The sequence below is a fragment of the Streptomyces sp. Tu 3180 genome (assembly GCF_009852415.1).
Classification (GTDB): domain Bacteria; phylum Actinomycetota; class Actinomycetes; order Streptomycetales; family Streptomycetaceae; genus Streptomyces.
In genome coordinates this window covers 4,175,095-4,188,029 of sequence record NZ_WOXS01000002.1, presented here as the reverse complement: position 1 = coordinate 4,188,029, position 12,935 = coordinate 4,175,095, and the positions used below count along the sequence as shown (strand labels likewise).

11 protein-coding genes are annotated in these 12,935 nt (G+C 68.3%); 7 read left to right on the top strand and 4 right to left on the bottom strand.

What is annotated here, in order from left to right; translation table 11 throughout:
• Positions 1 to 334: 334 nt before the first annotated feature.
• Positions 335 to 3,016, top strand: coding sequence for a transglycosylase domain-containing protein (locus GL259_RS19775; protein ID WP_208026496.1), 2,682 nt, complete (start codon positions 335 to 337; stop codon positions 3,014 to 3,016).
• Between the two features lie 99 nt (positions 3,017 to 3,115).
• Positions 3,116 to 4,624: a glycosyltransferase 87 family protein gene (locus GL259_RS19770; protein WP_159538786.1), complete on the top strand. Its 1,509-nt coding sequence runs from the start codon at positions 3,116 to 3,118 to the stop codon at positions 4,622 to 4,624.
• 117 nt (positions 4,625 to 4,741) lie between these two features.
• Here GL259_RS19770 and GL259_RS19765 read toward each other — a convergent pair whose 3' ends face one another.
• From GL259_RS19765 to GL259_RS19755, 3 genes are all read right to left on the bottom strand, one after another.
• Positions 4,742 to 5,773 (bottom strand): alanine racemase, encoded by a 1,032-nt coding sequence (locus GL259_RS19765; protein WP_159534626.1) that lies wholly within the window; start codon positions 5,771 to 5,773, stop codon positions 4,742 to 4,744.
• Positions 5,774 to 5,856: 83 nt separating this feature from the next.
• Positions 5,857 to 6,978 (bottom strand): peptidoglycan bridge formation glycyltransferase FemX, encoded by a 1,122-nt coding sequence (gene femX, locus GL259_RS19760; protein ID WP_159534624.1) that lies wholly within the window; start codon positions 6,976 to 6,978, stop codon positions 5,857 to 5,859.
• A 168-nt stretch (positions 6,979 to 7,146) separates the two neighbouring features.
• Entirely contained in the window at positions 7,147 to 7,461 is a 315-nt protein-coding gene (locus GL259_RS19755; RefSeq protein WP_159534622.1) for a hypothetical protein, read from the bottom strand.
• Between the two features lie 317 nt (positions 7,462 to 7,778).
• On the opposite strand from GL259_RS19755, the gene rpsF reads away from it, so the two are divergent.
• The 4 genes from rpsF to rplI all read left to right on the top strand — a co-directional run bounded on the left by rpsF (position 7,779) and on the right by rplI (position 9,462).
• Complete coding sequence (gene rpsF / locus GL259_RS19750) at positions 7,779 to 8,069, top strand: 30S ribosomal protein S6 (RefSeq protein ID WP_004985983.1); 291 nt, start codon at positions 7,779 to 7,781, stop codon at positions 8,067 to 8,069.
• Between the two features lie 76 nt (positions 8,070 to 8,145).
• Positions 8,146 to 8,718, top strand: a complete 573-nt coding sequence (locus tag GL259_RS19745) for a single-stranded DNA-binding protein (protein WP_159534620.1) — start codon at positions 8,146 to 8,148, stop codon at positions 8,716 to 8,718.
• Between the two features lie 42 nt (positions 8,719 to 8,760).
• The gene (gene rpsR, locus GL259_RS19740; RefSeq protein WP_003949403.1) at positions 8,761 to 8,997 is read left to right on the top strand and encodes a 30S ribosomal protein S18; all 237 of its coding nucleotides are present in this window, start codon (positions 8,761 to 8,763) and stop codon (positions 8,995 to 8,997) included.
• Positions 8,998 to 9,015: 18 nt separating this feature from the next.
• Positions 9,016 to 9,462 carry a 50S ribosomal protein L9 gene (gene rplI, locus GL259_RS19735; RefSeq protein WP_159534618.1) on the top strand — a complete coding sequence of 149 codons (447 nt, stop codon included), beginning with the start codon at positions 9,016 to 9,018 and terminating at the stop codon, positions 9,460 to 9,462.
• A gap of 176 nt (positions 9,463 to 9,638) precedes the next feature.
• Here the strand turns inward: rplI and GL259_RS19730 are convergent, their stop codons facing one another.
• Positions 9,639 to 10,976 (bottom strand): MATE family efflux transporter, encoded by a 1,338-nt coding sequence (locus tag GL259_RS19730; protein WP_159534616.1) that lies wholly within the window; start codon positions 10,974 to 10,976, stop codon positions 9,639 to 9,641.
• A 459-nt stretch (positions 10,977 to 11,435) separates the two neighbouring features.
• Here GL259_RS19730 and dnaB point away from each other — a divergent pair, with 459 nt between their 5' ends.
• Entirely contained in the window at positions 11,436 to 12,914 is a 1,479-nt protein-coding gene (gene dnaB, locus GL259_RS19725; RefSeq protein ID WP_159534614.1) for a replicative DNA helicase, read from the top strand.
• Positions 12,915 to 12,935 lie beyond the last annotated feature (21 nt).

Below are 12,935 nucleotides of genomic sequence, written 5' to 3'. Positions count from 1 at the left end.
ATGCCGAGCTGATGTATCGACTCGATACATCACGACGATAGAACGACCTTCCGGATGCGACAAGGGGGGGTGGGGTGAACGGGATCACATCACCGATTCATGGAGGGCAAGTTGCCTGATTTGAGGTGAACTTCTGTGCTCGGAGGGTTTTGGCGGTGCGTAGTCTGTGCGCCATGCACGCCACCGGGAACCAAGTGACGCCCGAGGGGCGTCCCCGTCCCTGGTGCAGTACGGGTGAATGTGGGAAGCACCGCATCCGTACTTCGGGGGGACCGGAAACCAGCCGCCGTTTCCAGGCGCGCAAGGATGCGCCTGCCCGAGGAGTAGTCGTTCGATGAGCGAGCACCGTCGCAAACCGCCGCAGCCGCAGGGAGGCGGACGTGCCGCGGCCCGACGCGGCCAGTCCGGCTCGTCCTCCGGCCGCCGCGCGGCACCGCGAGGCGCCACCGGGTCTCCGTCCGATTCCTATGGGTCGGGCGCCCGCGACTCGGGGAGTGAGGAGCGCACGTACGGCAGCCGCGCCGAAGCACGACGCGCGGCGCAAAGAGGCGGGGGCCGTCGTGCCGGCTCCACCGGGCCCGGACGCGGCAGGGGCCGCGCGGCGCCTCCCGGCAAGAAGCGGATCATCGACTATCCCCGCCACGACAAGGACGGCTGGCGACGCTGGACGCCGTCCTGGAAGCTCGTGTCCGGGTTGTGCATCGCCTTCTTCGGCAGCCTCGTGGCCGTCGCCGGTATCGGGTACGCGATGGTGGACGTGCCCAACGTCGCCCTGACGGCCACGGCGCAGAACAACGTCTACTACTGGTCCGACGGCTCGCAGATGGTCGCCACGGGTGGTGAGCGCAACCGCCAGATCATCAGCCTCGCGCAGATCCCCGAGGAAATGCGGTATGCCGTGATCTCGCAGGAGAACAAGACCTTCTACGAGGACAGCGGCATCGACCCCAAGGGCATCGCCCGGGCCGTGTTCAACATGGCCCGCGGCGGCGAGACGCAGGGCGGTTCCACGATCACCCAGCAGTACGTCAAGAACGCGATGCTGGAGGACCAGTCGCAGACGGTCTCCCGGAAGTTCAAGGAGATCTTCGTCTCGATCAAGGTGGGCGCCACCGAGCCCAAGGACAAGATCCTCGAGGGCTACCTGAACTCGGCGTACTACGGCCGCGGGGCCTACGGGATCCAGGCGGCCTCCCGCGCGTACTTCAACAAGGACGCCCTCGACCTGGACGCGGGCGAGTGCGCCTTCCTGTCGGCGGTGCTCAAGGGCGCCACCTACTACGACCCGGCCGGTGCGAAGTCCATCGACCCGGTCGGCGCCACTCCCGAGAAGAACCAGGAGCGTCTCCTGCGGCAGATGCAGGACACGCTGGACAAGATGGTCGAGTACGGCCACCTGAGCGCCGAGGAGCGGGCCAAGCACACCAAGCTGCCCAAGTGGCAGAACCCCCGGTCCAACACGGCGCTGAGCGGACAGATCGGTTACCTCGTCGACCTGGCCAAGGCGTACATCGTCAACAACAGCGAAGAGACCGGCATCACGGCCGACGACCTGGAGAAGGGCGGCTACTCGATCTACACGACCTTCGACAAGAAGAAGGTCCAGGAACTCGAGAAGTCGGTCAAGAAGGTCTACAAGGAGAACATCAAGCCCAAGGAGCGCCCGGAGACGGACACCCACGTCCAGTTCGGAGGGGCCTCGGTCGATCCCGCCACCGGTGCGATCAAGGCGATCTACGGCGGTGTGGACGCGACCAAGCACTTCACCAACAACGCCGACGCGACCGGTGCCCAGGTCGGTTCGACGTTCAAGCCGTTCGTCCTGGCGGCGGCCATGAAGTGGGGCGTCCGGAACCCGGACCTGGATCCGGTGCAGGCACAGGACGAGCGCACCATCGTCTCTCCGCAGAGCCTCTACAACGGCAAGAACAAGCTCAAGATCAAGGAGTACGACGGGACGATCTGGCAGAACGAGAAGGGCGAGCAGTGGGAGCAGGTCAATGACGGCGACCGGACGTACGGCACGCCGCCCGACTACAAGATCGACCTCCGTGAGGCGATGCGCGAGTCGGTGAACTCCTCCTTCGTGCAGCTCGGCATGGACGTCGGCCTGGACAAGGTGAAGGAGGCGGCGGTCGACGCCGGCGTCCTGGAGAGCAGCCTCGCCGGTACCGACTACCCCTCGTTCTCCATCGGCACCTCCAACCCCAGCGCGATCCGCATGGCGGGCGCGTACGCCACGTTCGCGGCGAGCGGCAAGCAGCGTGAGCCCTTCTCGGTGAAGAAGGTGTCGAGCAAGGACGGCACGATCTTCACCCACAAGACCGAGACCGAGCAGGCCTTCACCTCTCAGGTCGCCGACAACGTCACGGACGTCCTGAAGACCGTCGTCGAAGAGGGAACTGGTACCAACGCCCAGCTTCCCGGCCGCGAGGTGGCCGGAAAGACCGGTACGACGGACGGCAACAAGTCCGCCTGGTTCGTCGGGTACACCCCGCAGCTGTCGACCGCGATCAGCATGTTCCGGTACCCCGACGACGAGAGCATCAAGAACCGGCAGTTCCTGGAGATGTTCGGAACGGGTGGCCAGGAGAAGATCCACGGTGCCTCGTTCCCGTCCGAGATCTTCGCGGACTACATGGGGAAGGCGCTGAAGGGCCAGGCGCCGGAGGCGTTCCCGACGCCGGAGCCCATCGGGGAGATCGTCAACGACGATCCGGCACCGATTCCCACCCCCTCGGTCACCGAGACCGAGGAAGAGACTCCGTCGGCGTCGCCGACGCCCTCGGAGACCGAGACCACTCCGACGCCCTCGGAGACCCCCACGTGCGGGCCGTTCGACCTCAACTGTGAGGGCGAGGGCAACAACTCGGGTGGCACCGGTCCGGGTGGCGCCGACGACGGTGGCACGGACGGAGGAGTGACCTCCTCACCGACAGCCACGGAAAGTGGTGACCCCGGGAACAGCAGAGGCAACAACAACGGCGGTGGTCTCTTCGGAGGCCCGGCCGGTTAGCCGACCCGCCGGCCGACGTGGGCGTTTCACGTGAAACAAGGGCCGCCGTACCCCTCGGGTACGGCGGCCCTCGGCGTGTTCCCAGCCGCGTACGGCAGGATGTGCGGCATGCCCAGTGGAGAATCGACGCAAGCGAGCGCCCACGAGCCCGAGCCGGTGCGGCCGACCGCGGAGGACCGGGTCGCCGCTGCCGGCAGTGAGCTGATCGGCGGTCCGCTCGGGCGGCATGCCCTGCTCGGAACGTCCTGGTGGACCCCGGTCCGGGTCATCGCGCTCGTCGCGATCGGGATGTTCGCCCTCGGCCTGGTGCAGAAAGCGCCCTGCTACGACGGGGCCTGGTTCTTCGGCGCCGGCTCCCAGTACACGCACGCCTGTTACTCGGACATTCCGCACCTCTACCAGGGGCGCGGCTTCGCCGACGGGCTGGTGCCGTACTTCGACGAGCTCCCCGGGGACATGCAGTACCTCGAGTACCCGGTGCTGACCGGAATGTTCATGGAGGTGGCCGCCTGGCTCACGCCGGGCAGCGGCAGCATTCAGGACCAGGCGCAGTGGTACTGGATGGCCAACGCCGGGATGCTGATGGTGTGCGTGGCCGTCATCGCCGTCTGCGTGACCCGTACGCACAGCCGGCGGCCCTGGGACGCCCTGCTGGTGGCGCTGGCGCCGGCCTTCGCGCTGACCGCGACCATCAACTGGGACCTGCTGGCCGTCGCTCTGACGGCCGCGGCGATGCTGATGTGGTCGCGGGGGCGCTCCCTCGCCTTCGGCGTCCTCCTCGGGCTCGCCACGGCCGCCAAGCTCTACCCCGTGCTGCTCCTCGGTCCGTTGCTGGTGCTGTGCTGGCGCGCGGGCCGCTGGCGGGAGTACGGAAGGGCCCTCGGGGGCGCGGTCGTCGCCTGGGCCGTCGTCAACGCGCCCGTCATGCTCTTCGCCTTCGACGGCTGGTCGAAGTTCTACACGTTCAGCCAGGAGCGGGGCGTCGACTTCGGCTCCTTCTGGCTGATCCTGGCCCAGAACTCGAGCGACCCGCTCAGCACCGACACCGTCAACACGCTCGCCATGCTCCTGATGCTGCTCTGCTGCGCGGGCATCGCGGCGCTCACGTTCACGGCTCCGCGCCGGCCGCGCTTCGCCCAGCTCGCCTTCCTGGTCGTCGCGGCGTTCATCCTCACCAACAAGGTCTACTCGCCGCAGTACGTCCTGTGGCTGGTGCCGCTGGCGGCCCTCGCCCGGCCGAAGTGGCGGGACTTCCTGGTCTGGCAGGCCTGCGAGGTGGCGTACTTCCTGGGCATCTGGATGTACCTCGCGTACACGACCAGTGGGGACGCGCACAAGGGACTGCCCACCGACGGCTACCACTGGGCCATCGGCCTGCACCTGCTGGGGACGCTGTACCTGTGCGCCATGGTCGTGCGCGACATCCTGATGCCGGAGCGGGACCCGGTACGGAGGTCGGGTGAGGACGACCCCTCGGGCGGAGTGCTCGACGGGGCCGAGGACGTGTTCGTGTTCGGTCCCGCGGCCCACCCCGCGCGGCACACGGTCCACTTCGAGGGACCGCAGGTCGAGTGGGGCACGACCGGAGCCACCAGCGGTTCGCTCTGAGCGAACAGGCCGGGAAGCGCCGTCGCCGGAGCAAGGAGAAGGCCGTACACGGTCCGACCGTGTACGGCCTTCTCGCCGTCCGCGCGGGGGCGGTTCCCCAGCTGCTCCAGGCGCCGCTCAGCGGTCGACGAGGCGGTCGAACTGCGTCGTGGTGTGCCGGAGATGGGCCACGAGTTCCTCGCCGACCTTGGGCTCCGGCGCGTCCGCCGGCACGAACAGGATCGACACCTGCATGTGCGGCGGCTCGGCGAACCAGCGCTGCTTGCCGCCCCAGACGAACGGGGAGAGGTTCCGGTTCACGGTGGCGAGGCCGGCGCGGGCGACGCCCTTGGCGCGCGGCATGACGCCGTGCAGCGCCTTGGGGGCCTCCAGGCCCACCCCGTGCGACGTACCGCCCGCCACGACCACCAGGAAGCCGTCGGAGGCGGCCTTCTGCTGCCGGTAGCCGAACCGCTCCCCCTTGGCGACGCGCGTGACGTCCAGGACCGCGCCGCGGTACTCGGTGGCCTCGTGGTCCCCCAGCCACAGCCGCGTGCCGATCCGGGCGCGGAAGCGGGTCTGCGGGAACTGCTGCTGGAGCCGGACGAGTTCGTCGGCCTTGAGGTGGCTCACGAACATCGTGTGCAGCGGCAGACGGGCCGCCCGCAGGCGGTCCATCCAGCCGATGACCTCCTCGACGGCGTCCGAGCCGTCGGTGCGGTCCAGCGGCAGGTGGATGGCGAAGCCCTCCAGCCGGACGTTCTCTATGGCGGCGTGCAGCTGGGGCAGGTCCTGCTCGCTGATGCCGTGCCGCTTCATCGAGGACATCACCTCGATGACCACCCGCGCTCCCACCAGCCCGTACACGCCGTCGATCGACGACACCGAACGGATGACCCGGTCGGGCAGCGGCACGGGCTCCTCACCGCGCCGGTACGGCGTCAGCACCAGCAGGTCGCCGCCGAACCAGTCCTTGATCCGGGCGGCCTCGTACGTCGTGCCGACGGCGAGGACGTCCGAGCCCAGCCGGGTGGCCTCCTCGGCCAGCCGCTCGTGGCCGAAGCCGTAGCCGTTGCCCTTGCAGACCGGGACGAGCCCCGGGAACTGCTCCTGCACGTGCTTGTGGTGCGCCCGCCAGCGCGCGGTGTCGACGTAGAGCGTGAGCGCCATGGCCGGACCTGGGACCTTTCTCGTGGCTGCGGTGTATCAGAGGTGGGGGAGCTGTCGGGGGCGTCGGAGCGACGCAGCAGGGGTCAGCGGCGCGACATGTAGATGTCGAGCGCCTTGTGGAGCAGTTTGTTCAGCGGGAAGTCCCACTCGCCGAGGTACTCGGCGGCCTGGCCGCCCGTGCCGACCTTGAACTGGATCAGACCGAAGAGGTGGTCGGTCTCGTCCAGCGAGTCCGAGATGCCGCGGAGATCGTAGACGGTGGCGCCGAGCGCGTAGGCGTCGCGCAGCATCCGCCACTGCATCGCGTTCGAGGGCCGGACCTCACGGCCGATGTTGTCGGAGGCGCCGTAGGAGTACCAGACGTGCCCGCCGACGATCAGCATCGTCGCCGCGGACAGGTTCACGCCGTTGTGCCTGGCGAAGTACAGCCGCATGCGGTTGGGGTCCTCGGTGTTGAGGGCCGTCCACATGCGCTGGAAGTACGACAGCGGGCGGGGCCGGAAGCGGTCGCGCACGGCGGTGATCTCGTACAGCCGCTGCCACTCGGGCAGGTCGTCGTAGCCGCCCTGGACGACCTCGACGCCGGCCTTCTCGGCCTTCTTGATGTTGCGGCGCCACAGCTGGTTGAAGTTCTTGTGGACCTCTTCCAGGGAGCGGTTCGCCAGCGGCACCTGGTAGACGTAGCGGGGCTGGACGTCGCCGAAGCCGGCGCCGCCGTCCTCGCCCTGCTGCCAGCCCATGCGGCGCAGCTTGTCGGCGACCTCGAAGGCGCGGGGCTCGATGAAGTCGGCCTCCAGGTCGCGCAGACGCTTCACGTCCTGGTCCTGGATGCCCTTCTTGATGGTCGAGGCCTCCCAGCGCCGGATGATCACCGGGGGACCCATCTTCACCGAGAACGCGCCCTGCTGCTTCAGGTGGGCGAGCATCGGCTCGATCCACTCCTGGAGGTTCGGCGCGAACCAGTTGATGACCGGGCCCTCGGGCAGGTAGGCGAGGTAGCGCTTGATCTTGGGCAGCTGCCGGTAGAGGACGAGACCGGCGCCGACCATCTCACCGGTCCGGTCGTCGAACCAGCCGAGGTTCTCCGAGCGCCATTCCGCCTTGACGTCAGCCCAGGCCGGGACCTGCATGTGACTCGCCGACGGCAGGCTCTGGATGTAGGCCAGATGCTGCTCTCGACTGATGGTCCTCAGGGTCAGGCTCATTCGGGGCGCTCCTCGGGCTGGTGTGTCCCCATGGGTTCAGGGGCTCCGGCTCTCGCGCGAAGCCTACTGCGCCCGGGGAGCGCCCCGGTTGGGCGCACGGCACCTTCGCCCCGGCCCGCGGCCGGCCGGGGCGTTCGACGGTGTTCGGAAGGGGGTGGTTGCCTGACGTCAGTCGAAGAGCCCGCCGAAGAGGCCACCGTGCGCCATGCCCAGGAAGAAACCGACCGCCGCGGCACCGAGCCCCAGGATGAGGCCGAAGCGCTCGCGCGTGGTCTCCGAGACCCACTGGCCGTACGCGCCGATGAGGATCCCCACCAGGCCCGTCCAGGAGCTGAGCAGGTGCAGATGGTGGAACATCGCCGTGATGAAGGACGTGATCCCCAGCACCAGGGTCACCGCGAGCAGGGCGTCCTGGAGCGGATGGGGCTTGCCGTCCGTGGCGAAGAGGCCTCCGGCGGTGTTGGGTCGCATTGCCTGTGCCATAGGGGCACCTCCTGCGAAAGGCGGCGCATCGTAGCGCCATACACACCCGATGTGTACAGATTGACGGGGACCCCGGCCGGATTTCAACCGGAAGCAGCTGTGCGGGTACTCTGTACCGTCCGCACCGGTGTCCGTCCGGACAGAGCCAGGCGAGGGTCAGGGCAGGACCACGGTCCGTCCCGGCCGGCCCGGCACCGCCGCCCGACCTCGATTGTCAGTGGCGGCTGTTTTACTGACAGACATCGTTGCGCAACGCATCACGACCCTCCTGCCACGGAACGACCGTGGCCGCTGAGTCCAAAGGAGGTGGGTTCCACATGCGTCACTACGAGGTGATGGTCATCCTCGACCCCGATCTCGAGGAGCGTGCTGTCTCCCCGCTGATCGAGAACTTCCTTTCTGTCGTCCGTGACGGCGGCGGAAAGGTCGAGAAGGTCGACACCTGGGGCCGTCGTCGTCTCTCGTACGAGATCAAGAAGAAGCCCGAGGGCATCTACTCGGTCATCGACCTGCAGGCCGAGCCTGCGGTCGTCAAGGAGCTCGACCGCCAGATGAACCTGAACGAGTCGGTCCTCCGGACCAAGGTCCTCCGCCCCGAGACCCACTGAGCCCTCCGCTCAGCCGATCTCGGGACTCGAGTAGCAGCACAAGCAGCCAGCAGCAAACCCGCCGAGAGGTTCCCCCATGGCAGGCGAGACCGTCATCACGGTCGTCGGCAACCTTGTCGATGACCCCGAGCTGCGCTTCACCCCGTCCGGTGCGGCCGTCGCGAAGTTCCGTGTCGCGTCCACTCCCCGCACCTTCGACCGTCAGACGAACGAGTGGAAGGACGGCGAGAGCCTGTTCCTGACCTGCTCGGTCTGGCGCCAGGCGGCGGAGAACGTCGCCGAGTCGCTCCAGCGAGGCATGCGCGTCATCGTGCAGGGCCGGCTGAAGCAGCGGTCCTACGAGGACCGTGAGGGCGTCAAGCGCACGGTCTACGAGCTGGACGTCGAGGAAGTCGGCGCCAGCCTGCGCAACGCCACGGCCAAGGTCACCAAGACCACCGGCCGCGGTGGCCAGGGCGGCTACAGCGGCGGTGGCCAGGGTGGCGGTGGCTGGGGCGGCGGTCCCGGCGGCGGCCAGCAGGGCGGCGGCGCTCCCGCCGACGACCCGTGGGCGACCGGCGCTCCCGCCGGTGGCCAGCAGGGTGGTGGCGGCGGCTGGGGCGGCGGCTCCGGCAGCGGCGGCGGCTACTCGGACGAGCCCCCCTTCTAGGCGGGCCGTACCCACACTTCTTGATCACACAGGAGAAACATCATGGCGAAGCCGCCTGTGCGCAAGCCGAAGAAGAAGGTCTGCGCATTCTGCAAGGACAAGGTCACGTACGTGGACTACAAGGACACGAACATGCTGCGGAAGTTCATTTCCGACCGCGGCAAGATCCGTGCCCGCCGCGTGACCGGCAACTGCACGCAGCACCAGCGTGACGTCGCCACGGCCGTCAAGAACAGCCGTGAGATGGCGCTGCTGCCCTACACCTCCACCGCGCGATAAGGGAAGGGTGACCGACTCATGAAGATCATCCTCACCCACGAGGTCTCCGGCCTCGGTGCCGCGGGCGACGTCGTCGACGTCAAGGACGGTTACGCTCGCAACTACCTGGTCCCGCGCAAGCTCGCGATCCGCTGGACCAAGGGCGGCGAGAAGGACGTCGAGCAGATCCGTCGTGCTCGCAAGATCCACGAGATCCAGACCATCGAGCAGGCCAACCAGGTGAAGGCCCAGCTCGAGGGGGTCAAGGTCCGTCTGGCCGTCCGCTCCGGCGACGCCGGTCGTCTCTTCGGTTCCGTCACCCCGGCCGACATCGCCTCCGCGATCAAGGCCGCCGGTGGTCCCGAGGTCGACAAGCGCCGCATCGAGCTGGGCGCGCCGATCAAGACGCTGGGCGCCCACGAGACGTCCGTGCGTCTGCACCCCGAGGTTGCCGCCAAGGTCAGCATCGAGGTCGTCGCGGCCTGAGTGCCGCGCTCACCGAAGCAGTGAGCACGGGGGCCGCACCCTTCGGGGTGCGGCCCCCGTCGTCGTGCCATGGCCATGAAGGCCGTGCCACGGCCATGAGAGGCGGCCGAACCGGCCGACGGGTGGCCGACGAGTGGTCCATGCGCCACGCGAACACGGTGTTCCACGTGAAACGGTCAGCGCGTCGCGCCCGTGACGATCCAGCGGCCCGAGCGGGTGCGGAGCCACAGGGTCAGCATCCGCACCGTCATCATCAGCGTCATCGCGGCCCACAGGGCGGTGAGCCCACCCCCGAGCACGGGGACCAGAAGGGCGACCGGGGCGAAGACCGCCAGGGTCAGCAGCATCGCCCATGCGAGGTACGGCCCGTCGCCCGCGCCCATCAGGACCCCGTCCAGGACGAAGACGATGCCGCAGATCGGCTGGGACAGCGCCACCAGCAACAGAGCGGGCAGAGCCACGTCCTTGACGGTGGAGTCGTTGGTGAACAGGGGCAGGAACAGCGGCCGGGCGAGCACCACCAGCACGCCGAGGACGACCCCGACCGCGATGCCCCACTCCACCATGCGGCGGCATGCCTGACGCGCACCCTGGGTGTCACCGGCTCCCAGATAGCGCCCGATGATGGCCTGGCCGGCGATGGCGATGGCGTCCAGGGCGAAGGCGAGCAGGCTCCACAGGGAGAGGATGATCTGGTGCGCCGCGATGTCGGAGTCACCGAGGCGGGCAGCGACAGCCGTCGCGATCATCAGGATGGCCCTGAGCGAGAGGGTGCGCACCAGCAGGGGCACGCCGGCCTGGGCGGAGGCCCTGATCCCGGCGGCGTCCGGCCGCAGTGAGGCTCCGTGCTTGCGGGCACCGCGCAGCACCACCGCCAGATAGACCGCGGCCATGCCGCACTGGGCGATGACGGTGCCCCAGGCAGAGCCCGCGATGCCGAGATCCGCGCCGTAGACCAGTCCGACGTTCAGCAGGCCGTTGGCGATGAATCCGGCGATGGCGACGTAGAGCGGTGTCCTGGTGTCCTGGAGTCCGCGCAGGACGCCGGTCGCCGCGAGCACGACCAGCATGGCCGGTATGCCGAGCGCGGAGATCCGCAGATACGTGGTCGCATAGGGCGCCGCCGTGTCCGAGGCACCGAAGAGGTCCACCAGAGCCGGTGCCGTGGGCAGGGTGACGGCGACGACGGCGGCGCCCAGCAGCAGGGCCAGCCAGATGCCGTCCATACCCTGGCGGATCGCTGCCTGGAGGTCGCCCGCCCCGACGCGCCGGGCGACGGCGGCCGTGGTGGCGTAAGCGAGGAAGACGAAGACACTGACGGCGGTCATCAGCAGGGCCGAGGCGACGCCGAGACCGGCGAGCTGCGCGGTGCCGAGATGACCGACGATGGCGCTGTCGGCCATGACGAAGAGCGGCTCGGCGACGAGGGCGCCGAAGGCCGGCACGGCCAGCATGACGATCTCTCTGTCGTGCTGCCGTCGGGCGGCTCGGGGACGCGCGGGGGCCTGTGTCATGTGCACCAATCTAATCGTCCACAGGTAAGAGATGCAAAGCTTCTGTACCCCTTACTTGATGACGTGGTGTGTGGGCTTGCGTACATCACTTGAAGGGATCTTGATCCGACTGGGGAAGTTTTTCTTCTGCACAGGCCGTGGACGGCAAAAGTGCAGGTCACAGTGGTGCTGTCGGCTGTCTTGCGGGCTTGTTCACAGCGCTGTCCACCGGGTCGTGCACAGGTTTGACGGAGTTCTCCACAGCATTGGGGCGGTCGTCCACACGGCCTGTGGATAACCAGATTGGCTGACGCTGCCTACGGGCCTACGGTGGTCCGGCGCTCGCTCCGTCCGCCGGCTTCACAAACGCCACAAAACCGGCGCGGAACAACCGGAGTTGGGCCTCTTATCTGTCAGTGCCGTGCCGTAGAACAGAGGGGCACGGCGAGGTCCGCTCGGCGGACGGGAGGAGGTGGCTCGGTGAGCATTTCCGAGCCCTTGGACGATCCGTGGGTCGGCAGCGGTCCCAGTGATCGTCTGCCCGCCTCCCGCCGGCGCGACGACGGTGGCCGCGGCCGCGACGAGCAGCACGACCGCGGCCGGGACAACGGCGTGTGGGACGGCTCGGGCCCCGCGTTCGAGCGGGTGCCTCCGCAGGACCTCGAGGCCGAGCAGTCCGTCCTGGGCGGCATGCTGCTGTCCAAGGACGCCATCGCCGACGTCGTCGAGATCCTCAAGGGCCACGACTTCTACAAGCCGGCCCACGAGACCATCTACACGGCCATCCTCGACGTCTACGCCAAGGGCGAGCCGGCCGACCCCATCACGATCGCCTCGGAACTGACCAAGCGCGGCGAGATCAACAAGGTCGGCGGGGCCTCGTATCTGCACACCCTCGTCCAGACGGTCCCCACGGCGGCCAACGCGGCGTACTACGCGGAGATCGTGCACGAGCGCGCCGTGCTGCGCCGCCTGGTCGAGGCCGGTACGCGCATCACGCAGATGGGATACGCGGCCGACGACGACGTCGACGAGATCGTCAACCGGGCGCAGGCCGAGATCTACGCGGTCACCGAGCAGCGCACCAGCGAGGACTACCTGCCGCTCGGCGACATCATGGAGGGCGCGCTCGACGAGATCGAGGCGATCGGATCGCGCAGCGGTGAGATGACCGGTGTGCCGACCGGGTTCACCGACTTCGACTCGCTGACCAACGGCCTGCACCCGGGGCAGATGATCGTCATCGCCGCGCGTCCCGCGATGGGCAAGTCGACGCTCGCCCTGGACTTCGCGCGGGCCGCGTCGATCAAGCACAACCTGCCGAGCGTCATCTTCTCGCTCGAGATGGGGCGCAACGAGATCGCGATGCGCCTGCTGTCCGCCGAGGCCAGGGTCGCCCTGCACCACATGAGGTCCGGCACGATGACCGACGAGGACTGGACGCGCCTGGCGCGCCGGATGCCGGACGTCTCGGCGGCACCGCTCTACATCGACGACTCCCCGAACCTGTCGATGATGGAGATCCGCGCCAAGTGCCGCCGTCTGAAGCAGCGCAACGACCTGAAGCTGGTCGTCATCGACTACCTCCAGCTGATGCAGTCCGGTGGCTCCAAACGCGCCGAGAGCCGTCAGCAGGAGGTCTCGGACATGTCCCGTAACCTCAAGCTGCTCGCCAAGGAACTGGAGATCCCGGTCATCGCGCTCTCCCAGCTCAACCGCGGCCCCGAGCAGCGCACCGACAAGAAGCCGATGGTCTCCGACCTGCGTGAGTCCGGCTCCATCGAGCAGGACGCCGACATGGTCATCCTGCTGCACCGCGAGGACGCCTACGAGAAGGAGTCCCCGCGCGCGGGTGAGGCCGACCTCATCGTGGCCAAGCACCGAAACGGTCCGACCGCGACGATCACGGTCGCCTTCCAGGGCCACTACTCGCGCTTCGTGGACATGGCGCAGACCTGATCGTTTTCCTGGTGGACTGAG

Excerpts from the sequence above, each read along its gene's own strand:
- GL259_RS19775 (WP_208026496.1), top strand. The coding sequence starts at position 335 with ATGAGCGAGCACCGTCGCAAACCGCCGCAGCCGCAGGGAGGCGGACGT.
- GL259_RS19770 (WP_159538786.1), top strand. The coding sequence starts at position 3,116 with ATGTGCGGCATGCCCAGTGGAGAATCGACGCAAGCGAGCGCCCACGAG.
- GL259_RS19765 (WP_159534626.1), bottom strand. The coding sequence starts at position 5,773 with ATGGCGCTCACGCTCTACGTCGACACCGCGCGCTGGCGGGCGCACCAC.
- femX (WP_159534624.1), bottom strand. The coding sequence starts at position 6,978 with ATGAGCCTGACCCTGAGGACCATCAGTCGAGAGCAGCATCTGGCCTAC.
- GL259_RS19755 (WP_159534622.1), bottom strand. The coding sequence starts at position 7,461 with ATGGCACAGGCAATGCGACCCAACACCGCCGGAGGCCTCTTCGCCACG.
- rpsF (WP_004985983.1), top strand. The coding sequence starts at position 7,779 with ATGCGTCACTACGAGGTGATGGTCATCCTCGACCCCGATCTCGAGGAG.
- GL259_RS19745 (WP_159534620.1), top strand. The coding sequence starts at position 8,146 with ATGGCAGGCGAGACCGTCATCACGGTCGTCGGCAACCTTGTCGATGAC.
- rpsR (WP_003949403.1), top strand. The coding sequence starts at position 8,761 with ATGGCGAAGCCGCCTGTGCGCAAGCCGAAGAAGAAGGTCTGCGCATTC.
- rplI (WP_159534618.1), top strand. The coding sequence starts at position 9,016 with ATGAAGATCATCCTCACCCACGAGGTCTCCGGCCTCGGTGCCGCGGGC.
- GL259_RS19730 (WP_159534616.1), bottom strand. The coding sequence starts at position 10,976 with ATGACACAGGCCCCCGCGCGTCCCCGAGCCGCCCGACGGCAGCACGAC.